The 18056-nt window shown below is 57.6% G+C and carries 18 protein-coding genes; 9 read left to right on the top strand and 9 right to left on the bottom strand.

Going from position 1 to position 18056, the window contains the following annotated elements; genetic code table 11:
* Positions 1 to 43: 43 nt before the first annotated feature.
* The 6 genes from K9U38_RS18755 to K9U38_RS18730 all read right to left on the bottom strand — a co-directional run bounded on the left by K9U38_RS18755 (position 44) and on the right by K9U38_RS18730 (position 6287).
* The gene (locus K9U38_RS18755) at positions 44 to 1045 is read right to left on the bottom strand and encodes an ABC transporter ATP-binding protein (RefSeq protein WP_224495873.1); all 1002 of its coding nucleotides are present in this window, start codon (positions 1043 to 1045) and stop codon (positions 44 to 46) included.
* 28 nt (positions 1046 to 1073) lie between these two features.
* The gene (locus K9U38_RS18750) at positions 1074 to 2135 is read right to left on the bottom strand and encodes a Gfo/Idh/MocA family protein (RefSeq protein WP_224495872.1); all 1062 of its coding nucleotides are present in this window, start codon (positions 2133 to 2135) and stop codon (positions 1074 to 1076) included.
* A complete protein-coding gene (locus K9U38_RS18745) occupies positions 2132 to 2971 on the bottom strand; it encodes a carbohydrate ABC transporter permease (protein ID WP_224495871.1) in 840 nt (279 codons plus the stop codon). The genes K9U38_RS18750 and K9U38_RS18745 overlap by 4 nt, the downstream gene beginning before the upstream one ends.
* A 12-nt stretch (positions 2972 to 2983) precedes the next feature.
* Positions 2984 to 3934, bottom strand: a complete 951-nt coding sequence (locus tag K9U38_RS18740; RefSeq protein ID WP_224495870.1) for a carbohydrate ABC transporter permease — start codon at positions 3932 to 3934, stop codon at positions 2984 to 2986.
* Between the two features lie 146 nt (positions 3935 to 4080).
* Positions 4081 to 5340, bottom strand: coding sequence for an ABC transporter substrate-binding protein (locus K9U38_RS18735; protein ID WP_224495869.1), 1260 nt, complete (start codon positions 5338 to 5340; stop codon positions 4081 to 4083).
* Positions 5341 to 5375: 35 nt separating this feature from the next.
* On the bottom strand, positions 5376 to 6287 hold the full coding sequence (locus K9U38_RS18730) for an N-acetylmuramic acid 6-phosphate etherase (RefSeq protein WP_224495868.1): 912 nt from the start codon (positions 6285 to 6287) through the stop codon (positions 5376 to 5378).
* A gap of 198 nt (positions 6288 to 6485) precedes the next feature.
* Between K9U38_RS18730 and K9U38_RS18725 the strand changes: the two genes are divergently transcribed.
* From K9U38_RS18725 to ugpC, 9 genes are all read left to right on the top strand, one after another.
* Complete coding sequence (locus K9U38_RS18725) at positions 6486 to 7373, top strand: glucosamine kinase nucleotide-binding domain-containing protein (protein WP_224495867.1); 888 nt, start codon at positions 6486 to 6488, stop codon at positions 7371 to 7373.
* On the top strand, positions 7366 to 8154 hold the full coding sequence (locus K9U38_RS18720) for a GntR family transcriptional regulator (protein ID WP_224495866.1): 789 nt from the start codon (positions 7366 to 7368) through the stop codon (positions 8152 to 8154). Before K9U38_RS18725 ends, K9U38_RS18720 begins: the two co-directional genes overlap by 8 nt.
* A gap of 20 nt (positions 8155 to 8174) precedes the next feature.
* The gene (locus tag K9U38_RS18715; protein ID WP_224495889.1) at positions 8175 to 9185 is read left to right on the top strand and encodes an SIS domain-containing protein; all 1011 of its coding nucleotides are present in this window, start codon (positions 8175 to 8177) and stop codon (positions 9183 to 9185) included.
* Positions 9182 to 10342: an N-acetylglucosamine-6-phosphate deacetylase gene (gene nagA, locus K9U38_RS18710; RefSeq protein ID WP_224495865.1), complete on the top strand. Its 1161-nt coding sequence runs from the start codon at positions 9182 to 9184 to the stop codon at positions 10340 to 10342. The genes K9U38_RS18715 and nagA overlap by 4 nt, the downstream gene beginning before the upstream one ends.
* A gap of 54 nt (positions 10343 to 10396) precedes the next feature.
* Positions 10397 to 10996: a bifunctional nicotinamidase/pyrazinamidase gene (gene pncA / locus K9U38_RS18705; RefSeq protein ID WP_224495864.1), complete on the top strand. Its 600-nt coding sequence runs from the start codon at positions 10397 to 10399 to the stop codon at positions 10994 to 10996.
* Between the two features lie 138 nt (positions 10997 to 11134).
* Positions 11135 to 12445 carry a sn-glycerol-3-phosphate ABC transporter substrate-binding protein UgpB gene (gene ugpB, locus K9U38_RS18700; RefSeq protein WP_224495863.1) on the top strand — a complete coding sequence of 437 codons (1311 nt, stop codon included), beginning with the start codon at positions 11135 to 11137 and terminating at the stop codon, positions 12443 to 12445.
* Positions 12446 to 12510: 65 nt separating this feature from the next.
* Positions 12511 to 13401, top strand: coding sequence for a sn-glycerol-3-phosphate ABC transporter permease UgpA (gene ugpA / locus K9U38_RS18695; protein WP_224495862.1), 891 nt, complete (start codon positions 12511 to 12513; stop codon positions 13399 to 13401).
* 8 nt (positions 13402 to 13409) lie between these two features.
* The gene (gene ugpE, locus K9U38_RS18690) at positions 13410 to 14258 is read left to right on the top strand and encodes a sn-glycerol-3-phosphate ABC transporter permease UgpE (RefSeq protein WP_224495861.1); all 849 of its coding nucleotides are present in this window, start codon (positions 13410 to 13412) and stop codon (positions 14256 to 14258) included.
* A 7-nt stretch (positions 14259 to 14265) separates the two neighbouring features.
* Positions 14266 to 15345 carry a sn-glycerol-3-phosphate ABC transporter ATP-binding protein UgpC gene (gene ugpC, locus K9U38_RS18685; RefSeq protein WP_224495860.1) on the top strand — a complete coding sequence of 360 codons (1080 nt, stop codon included), beginning with the start codon at positions 14266 to 14268 and terminating at the stop codon, positions 15343 to 15345.
* 27 nt (positions 15346 to 15372) lie between these two features.
* Here the strand turns inward: ugpC and K9U38_RS18680 are convergent, their stop codons facing one another.
* Genes K9U38_RS18680 through K9U38_RS18670 form a run of 3 tightly spaced genes read right to left on the bottom strand, consistent with a single transcriptional unit; the run spans position 15373 to position 17876 of the window.
* Positions 15373 to 16152: a MetQ/NlpA family ABC transporter substrate-binding protein gene (locus tag K9U38_RS18680; protein ID WP_224495888.1), complete on the bottom strand. Its 780-nt coding sequence runs from the start codon at positions 16150 to 16152 to the stop codon at positions 15373 to 15375.
* A 28-nt stretch (positions 16153 to 16180) separates the two neighbouring features.
* On the bottom strand, positions 16181 to 16846 hold the full coding sequence (locus K9U38_RS18675; protein ID WP_224495859.1) for a methionine ABC transporter permease: 666 nt from the start codon (positions 16844 to 16846) through the stop codon (positions 16181 to 16183).
* Entirely contained in the window at positions 16836 to 17876 is a 1041-nt protein-coding gene (locus K9U38_RS18670) for a methionine ABC transporter ATP-binding protein (RefSeq protein ID WP_224495887.1), read from the bottom strand. The genes K9U38_RS18675 and K9U38_RS18670 overlap by 11 nt, the downstream gene beginning before the upstream one ends.
* Between the last annotated feature and the right edge of the window lie 180 nt (positions 17877 to 18056).

Raw genomic sequence — 18056 nt, 5'->3', positions numbered from 1 at the left:
ATGGCCCAAACGTTTGACCATGTCATGACATGAATCGGCAAAATCAGCCCTTGATGACCTGCCCGTCATTATCAAACCGGTAGGTACGACCCGCATCCGGCGTTGCATAGAGAACGCCATCGACATCGTAGTTGTGCTCGCCGAAAAGGCGGACGGTCAGCGGACCGAAATCGGTCTGGAGATAGATGATCGTATCGGCGCCGAGGTGTTCAACGTGGATGACCGAGCCCTTCCATTCGCCTGAGCTCTTGCTGACCTGAATGTGTTCCGGCCGGATGCCAATGGTCTTTGCCCCGCTTTGACCAAGCTTGGTCGCGTCAATCAGGTTCATCTGCGGCGAGCCGATGAAGCCGGCAACGAAGATCGTCTGAGGCGCGTTGTAGAGTTCCATGGGCGAGCCTACCTGCTCGATCCTGCCGTTGTTCAGCACCACGATCTTGTCGGCGAGCGTCATCGCCTCGACCTGATCATGCGTCACATAGATCATGGTCGCCTTGAGCTGCCGGTGCAACCGCGCGATCTCCAGGCGTGTATTGACGCGCAAGGCGGCATCGAGGTTCGACAGCGGTTCGTCGAAGAGGAACAGTTGCGGTTCGCGCACAATGGCGCGGCCGATAGCGACACGCTGGCGCTGACCGCCGGAGAGTTCAGCCGGGCGACGCTCCAGATATTCGTCCAGCGACAACATGTTGGATGCGATCCTGGTGCGCTCCTTGATTTCGTCCGCGGGCTTGCCCGCCTGCTTCAGGCCAAGGCCCATATTGTCGCGAACGGAGAGATGCGGGTAGAGCGCGTAGGTCTGGAACACCATGGCAATGCCGCGCTTGGCTGGCGGGGTGTTGTTGACCTTCTTGCCATCGATCAGGATTTCACCCGACGTCGCATCCTCAAGTCCGGCGATCACCCGTAGCAGGGTAGATTTCCCGCAACCGGACGGCCCGACAAAAATCACAAACTCGCCATCCTTGACCTCGAGGTCGATGCCTTTGAGCACGTCGACATGGCCGAAGGACTTGCGGATATTTTCAATCTTCAAAGAACCCAATGTCTTGTTCCCGTTTCTTGATTCAAATTCAAAGGTTGACCGGCTTGCCCGTCCTGACGCTTTCGTCGGCCGCGAGGCAGACACTGAGCGAGCGGACTGCATCCTGCATATGCCGGCCGAGATCGATGTCTTCGCGAATTGCCTTCAGGACAAATGCCTGTTCCAGGTCACAAAGCTCCTGGTGGCCGGGCTCCCCGGCCATGTTCAGGAGTTCGTCCGGCCTGGCAAAGCGCCCGTCCGGACCCGTTGCTGCTGAATGCAAGCGAATGGTCGAGGTTTTGGTATGGGAGTCGATGTCATCCGATTTGGCGTCCTGGTCCATGACGATCGAGACACAACCGTTGGGGGAGATGACATCCTTCACGAAGAAGGCCGTCTCCGACATCATGGGTCCCCAACCTGCCTCGTACCAACCGACGCTGTTGTCATCGAACAGGACCTGCAGATGGCCGTAATTGTACATGCCGGCGGCAATCTCATCGGACAGGCGCACGCCCATGCCGCGTACCTGAACCGGTTTGGCGTCTGTGATCTGCAGCATCACATCGAGATAGTGCACGCCGCAGTCGACAATGGGTGACGTCGTCTGCATCAGCGACTTGTGGGTTTCCCAGGTAGCACCGCTCGACTGCTGGTTGAGGTTCATGCGGAAGACATAGGGGCCGCCGAGCTTGCGCGCCTCTTCGATCAGTCGCACCCAGGAAGGGTGATGGCGCAGGATATAGCCAATCACGAGCTTGCGGCCATGTTTCCTTGCGGCAGCAACGACCCTTTCCGCATCGGCCACCGTTGTCGCCAGCGGCTTTTCGACGAAGACGTCGGCCCCTGCTTCCATGGCTGCGACGGCAAAATCAGCGTGGCTGTCCGAATAGGTATTGATCGACACCAGATCAGGCTTGAGCTCGGCCAGCGCCTGTTCGAAGGCCGGATGGATCGTGTAGGCGCGCAGTTCTTCCGGAAGGGCCACAACCGAACGATTGACCAGCCCTATAATCTCGAACCCTGGATTGTTGTGGTAGGCAAGCGCATGGCTGCGGCCCATGTTGCCGAGACCCGCCACGAGAACCCGGATTGGCTTTTGTGCCGTCATTTGACCGCTCCAGAGGTAATGCCGCGGATGAGCTGCCGCGAAAAGATGAGATAGAGGACGAGAACAGGCACGATGGCGAGTGTCAGGGCCGCAAGGACCGCGTTCCAGTTGGTCACGAACTGACCGATGAATACCTGACTGCCGAGCGTCACCGTCTTGGTGGCATCGCTTGGTGCAAGGATCAGCGGGAACCACAGGTCGTTCCAGATCGGGATCATAGTGAAGACCGCGACCGTTGCCATGGCGGGCCGGACCAACGGCAGCACCAGCCGGAAGAAGATCGAGTATTCGGAAAGACCGTCAATGCGCCCGGCGTTCTTCAGATCATCTGAGACGGTCCGCATGAACTCCGTGAGGATGAACACCGCAAGCGGCAGGCCTTGCGCCGTGTAGACCAGTATGAGTGCCGTCAGTGTATTGACGAGACCGGCGGCAACCATTCCCTGCAGGATCGCCACTGTACCAAGGCGAATGGGAATCATGATGCCAAGCGCAAGATAGAGGCCCATCATGGTATTGCCTTTGAAGCGATATTCCGAAAGCGCAAAGGCGGCCATGGCGCCGAACAGCAGAACGAAGAAGATCGATACGGCTGTGACGATGAAACTGTTCTGGAAATAGAGGACGAAATCTCCCTGCCCCAGGACCGTATGATAACCGACGAGGCTGAATGTCGATGGTGTTGGCAGGCCGAGCGGATCACGGAAGATCGATGCCCGATCCTTGAACGAGTTGATAACGGTCAGGAACACCGGGAATAGCGCGATGAGCGTGTAGGTGCCGAGCGCGAGATGAACGAGGCCGGTACGAAGGGGCGATGCTGTGGGTTTGGCCATGGATCGCTTCTCCTAGAACTGGTACCGGCGCATGCGCCGCTGAATGGCAAAGAGGTAGAGGCAGACGCCCGACAGGATGATCAGGAACATCACGGTCGCGATCGTCGCCCCCATCGATTTGTCGCCGATCTGCAGCTGAAAGCCGAAGAAGGTGCGGTACAGCAAGGTACCAAGGATATCCGTCGAGCCGTCGGGTCCAGCGAGCGCACCCTGCACCGTATAGATCAAGTCGAAGGCATTGAAATTGCCGACGAAAGTGAGGATCGAGATGATGCCGATCGATGGCAGGATCAGCGGCAACTTGATTTTCCAGAACTGGCTCCAGCCGGTTACGCCGTCGCACTCGGCCGCCTCCAGCACCTCATCGGGGATATTCAACATGGCCGCGTAGATGAGCATCATCGGAATACCGACATATTGCCATACCGAGATGAGCGACACCGCGATCAGCGCAGTGTTCGGCTTGCCAAGCCATGGCGAGAACAGCGACTTCAAGCCGACCAGATCGAGCAGATAGGGGGAAACGCCCCATATCGGCGACAGGATGAGCTTCCATATGAAACCGACGATAACGAAAGAAAGGAGCGTCGGCAGGAACATGGCGGTGCGGTAGAAAGCGCCGAAGCGCAGCTTGGGCACGGAGAGAAGCGCAGCGAGCGCGACACCGATCGGATTTTGCACCAGCATGTGGATCAGGAAGAAGACGAAATTGTTGCGTAATGCGTTCCAGAAGCTGGCCGCCCAACGCGGGTCACCGAACAGGACCTGGAAATTGCCAAAGCCAACAAAAACGCTCTGACCATCCTTGACGTTAAACAGGGAGAGCCGCAGCGTTTCGATGAGCGGCAGGATCATAACGGCCGTATAGACAAGGACAGCCGGGGCCAGGAATACCAGGATATGCCAGCGCCGTTGGCGCTTGTCTGCGCCTCTGTCGATCGAAACTTCTGCGACTGTGGCCATTAATTCGAGACCCCCTGCTCTGGATTTTGGCGCTTGACGCGGCGCACGGCGGCCGTCAGCTGGATGATAGCGCAACAGCGAACGTTATGCTTTCGATAAAGAAATAGCCGGAACGCCCGTGGTGGACGCTCCGGCTATCGATTGGCTTACTTGGCAGGCTTGTACCAGCTGTCGAGACCATCCTGCAGCTTTTTGGCGGCAGCGTCCGGCGTATCGGTGCCGTTGATGACGTTGGCCGATTCAACCCAGGTTTCGTTCTCGAGGTTCGGCGTGCCGCGCGACAGGATCTGGTAGGTCGAGCGGATCGTCGGTTTGCATTTTTCGCGCCACGAGACGAATTCCTGCGCCAGCGGATCCTGCATCTTCACCGGCGTGGAATTCAGGCTGAAGAATCCCGGAAGCGCGTTGGCGTAGATGTCGGCAAATTCAGGCGAGGCAACCCAGTCCAGGAACTTCTTGGCTTCTTCAGGATGGGCGCTCTTGGCATTCAGGCCGGCACCGATATCGTTGTGATCGGAGATGTAGCAAGCGTCACCGGCATTTTTGACCGGTGGCGGGAATGCACCCATCTTGAATTGGGCCTGCGTATTGAACAGGCCGATTTCCCAAGAACCCGCCGGGTAGATCGCGGCGCGGCCGAGCGTGAACAGGTTCTGGCTGTCCGGATAGGTCTGGGCTTCGAAACCGTCGCCGAGATAATCCTTCCACTTCAGAAGAACCTTGTAAGGCTCGACCCATTCCGGATCGGTGAGCTTGGATTCGCCCTTGATCAGCTTGGCGCGACCCTCTTCACCCTTCCAGTAGGTTGGTCCGATGTTCTGGTAACCCATGGTCGCGGCTTCCCAGAGATCCTTCGTACCCATCGCCATCGGAATGTAGGTTCCGTCGGCCTTGATCTTGTCGAGTGCTGCAAAGAACTCAGCTTCCGTGGTTGGAATGGCGATCCCAAGCTTGTCGAAGGCATCCTTGTTGTAAATGAAGCCATGGATAACAGAGGCCATCGGAACGCAGAACGTGTCCTTGCCATCGTCGGTTGTCCATGCTGCCTTGGCGACGTCGGAGAAGTTCTTCATACCCGACAGGTCGTTGAGGCTGGACAGATTTCCGCGCTTGAATTGCTCGAGTGACTTGTCGAACGGACGGCAGGTGATGATGTCACCGGCGCTGCCCGCATCGAAACGCGCACCAAGGGCAGCGTCGTATTCGGTCGGCGGCGTCGGAGCGAACTTGACCTTGATACCGGGATTCTTGGCCTCGAACGCCGGAATCAGCTTTTCCTGCCAGATGGCCAGATCGTCTGTGCGCCAGCTTTCAATCGTCAGCGTCGTATCTTCGGCGTGTGCAAAGCCGGCGGTGGCCAGTACGCTCGTCGCCATCAGCAGTGTTTTAAGTGTCTTGCTTCCCATTTCAGTCTCCTGTTGCACCCTCATGAGCAGTGCCGTTAACGAGAGCCGAGGCTCTCTTTCAATTTCGAAAGCGCCGGGCGAAGCCTCTGTTGATTGCTTTCGAGAATTTCTGTTGCTGTTTCTGCGCTTGGCGCTCCGGCGGCGAGCAGGATTGCCGATTTGACGGATCCTCCACTCAACTCCAACAGCCGTGCCGCATCAGTGATATCGCAGGCGCCGATGGCGGATACGATCCGTGCCGCCCTCTCCCGCAGTTTGATGTTGTCGGCGGTCAGATTGACCATGTAACCATCATGGACATGGCCGAGGTGGACAGCCATCAAGGTTGACAAGAGATTGAGCGCAATCTTCTGGGCCGTTCCCGCCCCCATGCGGGTAGATCCTGCAACCATTTCGGGCGGGGTTGGCAGTGTGATGGCCACATGCGCTTGGTTGAACAGCGGAACGTCCGGATTGTTTGCAATCGAGATGATCTTGAGGCCGCGCCTCGACGCCTCGTCAATCGCCGCAAGCGCATAGGGAGTTGAGCCGCTTGCAGAAATCGCGATGAGACAATCGACTTCAGCAAGACCGGCATCGGCAATATCCTTGGCTGCCTGCACAGTGTCATCCTCATATGTGCCGGCGAGGCGATTGAGGCCGGTAACGCCGCCAGCCAAAAGGATAACGATGCGGTCCGGAGCGATACCGTAGGTGCCCGGCAATTCAAGTGCATCGGCAAGCGCCATCAGGCCGGAACTCCCGGCTGCAGCATAAGCAAGACGGCCGCCCTCGCGAAGGGTTTCGGCGGCCAGGAGTGCAGCCCGCGCTATGGACTCCGTGGCCCCGGCAACCGAGGCTGCCGCCTCGACCTGTGCCTCGTACAGCAATCGCAACACATCTTCTGGCGATCGCTCGTCCAGACCTGATGCCTTGTCGTGGCGCTGCTCGGTACGGGTTGTTCCCACTGCTTTCTCCTCGTTGGCGTAATTAATGCCAAAAAAATACCACTTGTCCAGCAAATCTTAAAAATTTTCCGCAATGATTTTCCAAGCTGAGTTTTTATGTAATAATTTCAATGATCATGGTGAAATCCAAAAAAAGAACAAATTAACGCTTGGCTATTGGTATTTTATTGGTATTCTAGTTTTGGAGGATGATTAAACGTGACTTATCTCCTGGGAATAGACGGCGGTGGAACGGGCTGCAGAGCGGCGCTGGCTGATCTGAACGGCCGCGTTCTGGGTACCGGAAAAAGCGGTTCGGCCAACATCATGACCGACATGAACACCGCACGCCTCAACATTCTGGATGCTACGGAAGCGGCGCTGGCCGACGCAGGAATTGACCGCTCGGCAATCTCCTCCCTGTCGGCTGTGCTTGGTCTTGCCGGTGCAAATGTCGGCAGCAATGCATCACAGCTCCAGGCCATGCTGCCTTTCAGGAATTCTCTAGTCTATTCCGATGGGGTTATCGCGCTTCAGGGTGCGCTCGGCGACCATGATGGAACGGTCGTCATCCTGGGCACCGGCTCGGCCTATGTAACCCGAATTGACAGCGACATCCGGTTTGCGGGCGGATGGGGCTTCAAAGTCAGCGATCTCGGCGGAGGCGCTCGGCTGGGCCGCGACCTCCTCGAAGAGACGTTGCTGGCCTACGACAAATTTCACCCCTCCTCACCCTTGACCGGTGCGATCATGGACAGGTTTGGTGGCAACCCCCATCGCATTGTCCAGTTCGCACATTCGGCCGGCCCAGGCGATTTCGGTTCGTTTGCGCCCATGGTTTTCGAATATGCATCCCGGGGTGACGGTGTTGCCCTTGCAATCCTGCACAGAACGATCGGACAGATCGAAGAGGGTCTGGACGCTATCACGGCTGGCAATCCGGCCCGCCTCTCCCTGTTGGGGGGACTTGGCCCCGTGTATGGACCGCTTTTGTCGCCACGGTTTCAGGCATATTTGCAGACACCTCTAAATGACGCACTCACTGGAGCGATCCAATTGGCGGCGCACAGATTTGCTTCCAAAACCACGGAGGCCATCCATGGCTGATGGCCTGATCGATATTCTGCCCTCACTGAACGACGGATCGGCAGTCGGTGGCCCGCTCTATGTGAAGCTTCAGCGCCTTATCGAGAATGCCGTCCGCGATGGTATGCTTCGTCCGGGAGACGCGCTGCCGCCCGAGCGCGAGCTTGCGGCCATGGCAGACATATCGCGCGTTACGGTGCGCAAAGCTGTCCAGGGCCTTGTGAATAGCGGACTGCTTGTCCAGAGGCACGGTTCCGGCACATTCGTCGCGCCGCGGTCCGAGCGGGTCGAACAATCCCTGTCCCATCTGACATCGTTCACCGAGGACATGGCCCGCCGCGGCATGATTGTCCGTTCGACATGGCTTGATCGCGGCATATATGCACCGTCGCCGGAAGAGATGGTCACCCTGGGGCTTTCTTCCGGTGAAAAGGTAGCACGCATCAGCCGCCTGCGCGTTGCCAATGATACGCCAATGGCAATCGAGCGCGCCGCGCTGTCGATCCATGTGCTGCCTAACCCCGAGTTGGTCACGCTGTCGCTTTATGCGGTGCTGGCTGAGAGCGGAAATCGGCCGGTCAGGGCCATCCAGCGCATTTCTGCAGCCATCTTGAAAGAGAATGATGCTAAATTGCTGCAGGTTCCGGCGGGCTCGGCCAGTCTGAACATCGAACGGATATCCTATCTCGAATCGGGCAAGGTGATCGAATTCACCAAATCGATCTATCGGGCTGACGCCTATGAATTTGTTGCCGAACTGAAACTAGGCGATTCTTCAGAAATATCAGGAGCAGTGCTTTGACGACCACAACGACGACTCTCATGCGGGACGAGATCCTTTCCATTCCGGCTGTCACTGCGCGTTTTCTCGATGCCTCACGTGACACGCTCGCAACGGCCGGCGCAAGATTGCGCGAGAAGAACCCGCCGTTCCTGGCGTCGATCGCCCGGGGATCATCCGATCACGTCAGTGCCTTCCTGAAATATTCCAGTGAGCTTACAGCAGGCATTCCGGTAGCATCGCTCGGCCCTTCAGTTGCATCGATCTATGGTGTCACACTCAAGCTCGGCAGCGCCGCGACACTTTCGATCTCGCAATCCGGCAAGAGCCCCGACATTGTGAGCATGACGAAGGCGGCGAGCGAAAGCGGCGCGCTGACCATCGCCATCACGAACGTCATCAATTCGGACCTCGCCAATGCGAGTGACTTTCCCATCGATATCCTTGCCGGTCATGAACGCAGCGTCGCCGCAACGAAATCATTTGTCAGTTCGGCGGTTGCCGGCCTCGCGCTGATCGGCCATTGGACAGAAGACAAGAAGCTGCTTGCTGCGATCGACGCACTGCCGGCAGCGCTCGGCAAGGCGATCGACTGCGACTGGTCGCCCTTCGCCAACGCCCTGAAGGATGAAAACTCGCTGTTCGTACTCGGACGCGGCCCATCACTCGCCATTTCCAACGAAGTCGCGCTGAAGTTCAAGGAGACGAGTGCGGTTCATGCGGAGTCCTACAGTGCCGCCGAAGTCATGCACGGGCCGAAAGCCATTGTCGGGAAAGATTTCCCCATCCTGGTGCTGGCCGCGCGCGACGCCGCCGAGGACTCCATCGTCGAGGCCGCCGACCGCCTCGCCGAACAGGGCGCGGCCGTATTCATCACGTCGGCAAAGCCATCCAAGGCGACGGCGCTGCCCTTTGTCGCCACATCGCATCCTTTGACTGATCCGCTGGCCTTGCTGGTTTCATTCTATGCGTTCGTGGAAAGCTTTGCCCGCAGCCGGGGACTGAATCCGGATGAACCTCCGCATTTGAGAAAAGTGACAGAGACGATATGAGTTCACCATATGCACTGACTGGCGCCGAGATATTCGACGGCGAGAACTGGCATGCCAATTCCGCACTCGTCATAGAAGGCGGTGTTGTCAAGAACATAGCTGCCAGTTCGGACCTTCCTGCCGGCCTTCGCAAGGTCGCGCTGAAGGGCGGCAAGCTTGTACCCGGATTCATCGATATCCAGGTCAATGGTGGCGGCGGCGTGCTCCTCAATGACGGACCCACAGTCGACATCATCCGCACCATATGCGACGCGCATTTCGCCTTTGGTACCACTGCCCTGCTCCCGACACTGATCACCGATACGCCGCAGATCACGGCTGCGGCACTTGCCGCAGGTAAGGCGGCCGCGCAGGAAAAGGTTGCAGGTTTCATCGGCCTGCACATCGAAGGCCCGCATTTGTCCCTGACGCACAAGGGCACGCATGACCCCAAGCTCATCCGGCCGATGGATGACGCGGATCTCATGGCTCTTGTCGAGGCGGTACGGGAGATACCGGTGCTTCTGACGACCGTCGCGCCGGAAACAGTTCCCGTGGACAAGATCCGGGCATTGGCCGATGCTGGAGTGATTGTCAGCCTCGGCCACAGCGGCGCCTCCTATGAGGTCGCCTTGGCGGCGAAGGATGCGGGCGCCACCATGGTAACGCACCTTTTCAATGCCATGAGCCAGCTCGGCCATCGCAGCCCCGGGGTCGTCGGGGCAGTATTGCAGTCGGGTGAACTGTCCGCAGGTCTGATTGCCGACGGGTATCATGTGGACAAGGCCTCCATGCAGATTGCGCTGCGCGCGAAGCAGGGACCGTCCAAGATCTTCCTCGTCACCGACGCCATGTCGACGATCGGTACGGACATCACCTCGTTCACGCTGAATGGTCGAAAGATCACCCGCGCCGGTGGGCGCCTGACCCTGGAGGACGGTACGCTCGCCGGCGCTGATCTCGATATGATTTCCGCTGTGCGCTTCGTCCACCGCGAACTCGGCCTGCCGCTTGACGAGGCGCTACGGATGGCCTCGCTTTATCCGGCCGCCAGCATCCGCATCGATCATCATTATGGCCGGCTGATCCCGGGATACGTGGCCAATATCGTTCACCTAGACGATAAGCTCGATGTCGATCACGTCTGGATCGATGGAGATGTCCATTACGCTCGTTGACGGCGCAAACCGATTGCCCATATTCATGATCTTCAAAACATTGGAGAATTGGAAATGGCCAAGGAAGCGCTGATTGTCGTCGATGTCCAGAATGATTTCTGTCCGGGTGGCGCACTTGGAGTAGAAGCTGGCGACGAGATCGTGCCGATCATCAACAAGCTGATACTGCGGTTCGACCATGTCGTTGTAACGCAGGACTGGCACCCGGCAGGCCACACAAGCTTCGCCTCGTCGCATCCCGGCAAGGCGCCGTTCGAATCGATCATGATGCCCTATGGGCCCCAAACGCTGTGGCCGGAGCACTGTATCCAAGGCACGTCAGGAGCAGACTTCCATCGCGACCTGGAGTGGACAAAGGCCGAACTCTTGGTCCGCAAGGGTTTCCGGCCGCATGTCGACAGCTACTCGGCCTTCTATGAGAACGACCACAAGACACCCACCGGCCTTGCCGGCTACCTGCGGGAACGCGAGATCACGAACGTGACATTTGCTGGCCTTGCCACGGACTATTGTGTCGCCTACTCGGCACTGGACGCCATTGAACACGGTTTCGCGGTCGATGTTCTCCTCGATGCCTGCCGCGGCATCGACCTTGGAGGTTCACTCGCATCCATGATTACCAAGATGCGCAAGGCAGGCGTGACGCTGATCTGACCAGCACCAAATTGAACAGCTGCGCAATTTTCCACAGCCCAGTAGGGTTAAAGTCATAAGTGTGTTGTTTATCTGTCACATAACGGAGATACTGCCCTCAAGCGCACTTCAGATGACGCCTTATCATGGGAGATTGAAATGACTAATTGCGGTACGCGCCTGAGCCTGGCTCTTGGCATTATTCTCGCTTCATCCACCTCATCCTTTGCCGTCACGGAAATCAGCTGGTGGCACGCCATGACCGGTGCCAACAACGAGGTTGTTGAGACGCTGGCCAAGGAATTCAATGAAAGCCAGAGTGACTACAAGGTTGTCCCGGTCTTCAAGGGAACCTATCCGGAAACTCTGAATGCCGGCATCGCGGCGTTCCGCGCCAAACAGGCACCGGATATCATGCAGGTCTTCGACGCTGGTACTGGCGTGATGATGGGCGCCCAAGGCGCTATCAAGCCGGTCGCGGACATTTTGTCGATGGGCGGCTCTACATTCGACAAGAGCCTCTATCTGCCCGGCATCGTCTCCTATTATTCGAAGCCGGACGGCACGATGCTGTCCTTCCCCTACAACAGCTCCTCGCCGATCCTTTATTACAACAAGGATATCTTCAAGAAGGCCGGACTTGACGAGAACAACCCGCCAAAGACCTGGCCGGAGGTCTGGGAAGCTGCCAAGAAGATCAAGACCAGCGGCGCTGCAAACTGCGGCTTCACATCGACCTGGCTGACCTGGATCCACACTGAGAATTTTGCCGCCTGGAACGATCTTTCCTATGGCAGCAATGAAAATGGAATCGGCGGCACGGATGTCGAGCTGAAGATCAATGCGCCGATCTTCGTCAAGCACTTCCAGGAACTGGCAGACCTCGCCAAGGATGGCACATTCCGCTATGGCGGGCGTACCTCCGAGGCCAAGCAATTATTCATCTCCGGCGAATGCGGCATCTTCACCGAATCCTCCGGTGGCCTTGGTGACGTGATCAAGTCGGGCATGAACTACGGTACGGGCCAATTGCCCTATGAACCGGAAGCCAAGGGCGCTCCGCAAAACACGATACCCGGTGGCGCCAGCCTATGGGTATTCGCCGGCAAGAGCGATGAACAGTACAAGGGCGTCGCGGCATTCTTCAATTTCCTGTCAAAGACAGAAATACAGGCGCGCCTGCATCAGGTTTCCGGTTATCTTCCGGTGACGCTGGCTGCTTATGAAGAAACCAAGAAGTCCGGTTTCTATGAAAAGAACCCTGCCCGCGAAATCCCCATCAAGCAGATGCTGGGCAAGGCCCCGACAGAAAACTCGAAGGGTGTTCGCCTCGTGAACCTGCCCCAGGTTCGTGACATCCAGAACGAAGAGTACGAAAACATGCTGGCAGGCAAACAGACCGCCCAGCAGGCGCTCGACAATGCGGTCAAGCGGGGCAACGCTGCCATCAAGCAGGCCATCGGCCAGTAAAAATCCACACATGACTGCCCTGTCCGTATCCCATACGGACAGGGCAACCCTTTCATGAGGCATCCATGGCATCGTCAACGCGCGTCACGTTCCCGAACAAGTTGTTGCCTTACCTGCTATTGGCACCGCAGCTGGCCATCACAGCGATTTTCTTTTACTGGCCGGCGTCTCAGGCAATCTACCAGTCGGTCCTGCGCGAGGATCCGTTTGGCCTGTCCACACAGTTTGTCGGTCTGGGCAATTTCAGGCGCGTGATCAGCGATCCGAACTATCTGAATTCGCTTCACGTCACGGTTGTCTTTTCGATAGCAACCGCTCTCATTGCCATGGCCCTCGCCCTGCTTCTCGCCGTCATGGCCGACAAGGTCATACGGGGTAAAGGCATCTACCGCACCTTGATGATCTGGCCCTATGCCGTGGCGCCCGCGATCGCAGGCATGCTCTGGCTTTTCCTGTTCAACCCATCGATGGGAACACTTGCCTATCTCATCCGCTCCGCCGGCTACAACTGGGATCCGCTGCTCAATGGCAATCAGGCCATGGTGCTCGTCGTTTCGGCGGCATCGTGGAAGCAGATCAGCTACAATTTCCTGTTCTTCGTTGCGGGACTTCAATCAATTCCGAAGTCGCTGATCGAAGCTGCCGCGATCGATGGCGCCGGCGAGACCAAACGCTTCTGGACGATCATCTTTCCCCTGCTTGCGCCCACCACATTTTTTCTGCTGGTCGTCAACACGGTGTACGCCTTCTTCGACACGTTCGGGATTATCCATGCCGTTACCAGCGGCGGCCCGGGCAAAGCGACGGAAACCCTGGTCTACAAGGTTTACAATGACGGGTTCGTCAACCTCATCCTCGGCGACTCGGCAGCACAGTCAGTGATCCTGATGGTTATCGTCATCGCGCTAACCGCCATCCAGTTTCGCTATGTCGAGCGCAAAGTTCATTACGGTTGAGGTAGGCCATGATCCAGAACAATCCCATCGGCCGTCTGATTGCACACATTATCCTGATCATCGGGATAGTGATCGTGGCGTTCCCGATCTACTACACTTTCGTCGCCTCGACCCAGTCGTTGCAGGAGATCCTGCGGCCGCCATTGTCGCTGCTGCCCGGAAGCCACTTCTGGGAAAACTACTCTGCCGCCCTCTTCGGGGGTGTCGGTCGCATAGGCGGAGTCGGCGTTGATCGCCTGCTTTTCAACACCATCGTCATGGCACTCGCGATCGCCGTCGGAAAGATCGTGATCTCGATCCTGTCGGCCTACGCAATCGTCTTCTTTCGCTTCCCTGGTCGCATGGTCTTCTTCTGGCTCATCTTCATTACCCTGATGCTACCGGTCGAAGTCCGCATCTTGCCGACCTACAAGGTCATGGTCGATCTCGGGCTGATCGATACCTACACCGGTCTCACGCTACCTCTTATGGCATCGGCAACGGCGACGCTGCTGTTCCGGCAATTCTTCATGACAATTCCGGGCGAACTTGTCGAGGCAGCCCGGGTCGACGGCGCTGGCCCGTGGCGGTTTTTCAAGGACATCCTCTTGCCGCTGTCCAAGACCAACATCGCGGCACTGTTCGTGATCCTGTTCATTTATGGCTGGACACAATATCTCTGGCCTCTTCTGATGACCAACCGCAATGACATGACGACAATCGTCATTGGTCTGCGCAAAATGATTTCCTTCGCCGATGCAGATACGGAATGGCATCTGGTGATGGTCACCTGCATTCTCGCCATTGTTCCCCCAATCCTCGTTGTCGTCCTGATGCAACGCTGGTTTGTGCGCGGACTGGTCGAAACGGAGAAATGATACCCACATGGCCAATGTAGAACTCACGAATGTCCGCAAAGTCTATGCAAACTCGGTGGAGGCGGTAAAAGGCGTCAACATCGCGATTGAAGATGGTGCGCTTTGCGTGCTCGTTGGTCCTTCCGGCTGCGGAAAGTCAACGTTGCTGCGGATGATTGCAGGACTTGAGTCGATCACCGACGGCACAGTGAAGATCGAGAACACGGTGGTCAACAATCTCGGGCCGGCCGAACGCGACATTGCCATGGTGTTCCAGAATTATGCGCTCTACCCGCATATGAAGGTTTATGACAACATGGCCTACGGTCTGCGCAACCGCGGCATGCCCAAGGACCAGATCGACAAACGCGTCAGGGAAGCCGCGCAAATCCTTGAATTGACTCACCTTCTCGAACGCCGTCCACGAGAACTTTCCGGCGGTCAACGCCAGCGCGTTGCCATGGGTCGCGCCATCGTGCGCAATCCGAAGGTTTTCCTGTTCGACGAGCCCTTGTCCAATCTAGATGCCAAGCTTCGCGGGCAAATGCGGGTTGAAATCAAGAACCTCCAGCGCCAATTGGGCGTTACCAGTGTGTATGTGACACACGATCAGCTTGAGGCAATGACGCTCGCGGACACGCTTGTCGTGATGAATGGCGGCTCGGTCGAACAAATCGGCGCACCGCTTGATGTTTACGAAAAACCGGCAAGCACGTTCGTAGCGAGCTTCATCGGGGCACCGCCAATGAACCTTGTGCACGTCACCGCCGGTAAAACCGGGCTGATTCTGAAAGATGGCACGCATATCGGCGCAGAAGGTCTGTCCGTGCCGGCAAGCGGGGCTGTGATCGGCTTCCGGCCGGAAGACCTGGAGGTCGCAGCCGGAGATGAAAGGCATGCTGGCGGATTGCAGCTCGACCTGAAGGTCCTGGGCGTGGAGCCCGTGGGTGCCGAAAGCTATGTGTATGGGATAGTCGGCGGTGAGCGCGTCGTGGTTCGGGTGGCCGGCCGCTCACCGTCAAAAACGGACGATCATCTGCGGGTAATCATCCCCAAACAAAAACTGCACCTGTTCGATGCAGATGGAAAAAGGATCTCACCCTCGTAAGGTGAGATCCTGCCTCAGGCGAAAGACTTACCAGCTTGGGACAGCTGCGCCTTTGTACTTATCGACGATGAACTGCTTCACCGGATCCGAATGATAGGATTCGACAAGAGTCTTGACCCACGGCTTGTCCTTGTCGGCCGTGCGAACCGCAATCAGGTTGATGTACGGAGCCTTCTCGCCTTCTTTCAGGATGGTGCCATTCATTGGATCGAGGCCGGCCTCGAGTGCGTAATTGGTGTTGATCGCGGCCGCGTCCACGTCATCGATCGAGCGTGGCAACTGCGCAGCATCAAGCTCGACAAACTTGAAGTTCTTCGGGTTCTCCGTGATGTCGGCCGTCGTGACCTTGAGGCCGATGCCGTCCTTCAACTTGATCGCGCCCTTGTCGGCGAGGATCAGGAGGGCACGGCCGCCATTCGTCGGATCGTTCGGGATCGCGATTGTCGCACCATCGGCCAGCTCATCAAAGGTTTTTACCTTCTTTGAGTAGACGCCCATCGGGAAATTGACCGTGTAGGCAACATCCACAAGATCGAACTTGCGGTCAGCGATCTGGTTGTCGAGATAGGGCTTGTGCTGGAAGGAATTGGCATCGAGTTCGCCATCATTCAGCGCCTGGTTGGGAACGACGTAATCGGAGAACTCGAATATCTCGATATCAAGTCCCTTCGGCTGGGCGACTTCCTTCACTTTTTCCATGATCTGCGCATGTTCGCCAGGCGTCACGCCGATCTTGATGGTTTCGGCCAGAGCGCCTGTCGCGCTCAGGACTGCCGCCACTGCGGCGGTAGCAAGGATTCTCTTCAGCATTTCAAACTCCTGTTTCATGAAGGTCTCAACGGGGGCGTACGCGCTTGTCGAATTTGCGGGCGAGACGGTCGCCAGCGCTCTGAACCAGCTGGACAAGCACGATCAGCACGACAACAACGGTGGCCATGACATCGGGCATGAAGCGCTGATAGCCATAGCGGATGCCAAGATCGCCAAGTCCGCCGCCACCGACGGCGCCAACCATGGCCGAATAGCCGATCAGACTGACGATCGTCAGGGTCAAGGCCGAGGCGATGCCCGGACGTGCCTCGGCAAGCAGTACTTTGAACACGATCTGCATCGGACTTGCCCCCATTGCTCGCGCAGCCTCGGTCAATCCGGGATCAACTTCGCGGATCGCTGTCTCGACGAGGCGTGCTACAAAGGGAATGGTCGCGATCGTCAAAGGCACGATAGCGGCAGAAGTGCCGATGGACGTTCCGGCTATGAGGCGCGTAAAAGGAATGATCGCAACGACAAGGATGATGAACGGTGTCGATCGGGTGGCGTTGACGATTGCACCAAGCACCTTGTTGACCGATGGGGCAGGAAACAGCTCGCCCTTTCCGCTGGTCGCCAGAAACACGCCGAGCGGAATACCAAAGAGCGACCCGACGAGGCCGGCAACGGCCACCATGTAAAGGGTCTGCCCGGTTGCCTTGATGAGAAGTGCGAGAATATCAGCGGACATAGCCGACCACCTCCGAAGCGAGACCGTGACTGGCGAGGAACTGCCGGGCATCGGCGATTTTCGCCTCATCGGCACGAAGCGAAACAACAAGCATGCCGAAAGGTCGCCCGGCGATTTCATCGACCGCACCCGCCAATATGTTGACCTCGATGCCAAGATCGCTGCCCAGCCGTGCCAGCATGGGTTCCGTCGCATTCTCACCCTTGAAGATCACGCGCAATATTGTGCGCGAGTCCGGTTCCGGCTGCTCCGTCATGCGGTTTGTCAGGAATTCCGGCAGGCGCATGCCGGCGAGACCACCCAGCAAGGCACGCGTGGTTTCATGGGCGTGCCCCGTGAAGACGTCAAATGTCGGTCCATTTTCGACGATGCGTCCGCCATCAATGACCGCCACATGATCGGCGATGGTCTTGACCACTTCCATCTCATGCGTGATCAAAAGCACAGTCAGACCGAGTTCCTTGTTGATTTGCCGGAGAAGGGCAAGGATGGAGCGAGTCGTTTCCGGGTCTAGGGCCGAGGTTGCCTCGTCGGAAAGCAGCAGCTTGGGCTCAGTCGCGAGTGCGCGGGCAATGCCGATGCGCTGCTTCTGACCGCCCGAAAGTTCCGATGGATATCGGTCGCGCTTGTCGGAGAGGCCGACAAGGTCGAGGAGCGGTGTGACACGTTCTTCGATCGCCTGGCTGTCCAGCCCGGCAATTTCCAGCGGCAGGGCAATATTGTCAAAGGCAGTACGCGAGGACAGCAGATTGAAATGCTGAAAAATCATCCCAATGGAGCGGCGCACGGCCCGCAAGCTCTTCTCATCCAATCCCGCCACGTCGACACCATCGACCAGAACACGACCGGAGCTTGGCTTTTCGAGGCCGTTCACGAGACGGATAAGCGTGGATTTACCCGCACCCGAACGCCCGATAATACCGGTTACCGAACCACGCGGAACGATGAGGTCAATACTATCCAGCGCGATTACTTCAGCACTGGATCGAGCCGCCGCAAACCGCTTGGAGACGCATTCGAAAGCCACCATCGGGGTGGCTGACTTTTGCATTTGCGGCTCGTCATTTGCAGCCGTATGAAGCGGGTCTTTCACCCTGTTTTTTACAATCGCCATGTTCATCTGCGGTGCTCGCACAACCGCCCTGTTGTCTTTTTGCGACCGTCTATACAGACCATCTGCGATTTTCGATAGACCCTGACGACAGCCATG

The organism is Phyllobacterium lublinensis (assembly GCF_020164435.1).
In the GTDB taxonomy this organism is placed as follows: Bacteria; Pseudomonadota; Alphaproteobacteria; order Rhizobiales; family Rhizobiaceae; genus Phyllobacterium; species Phyllobacterium lublinensis.
This window is presented reverse-complemented; position numbering and strand designations above follow the sequence as displayed.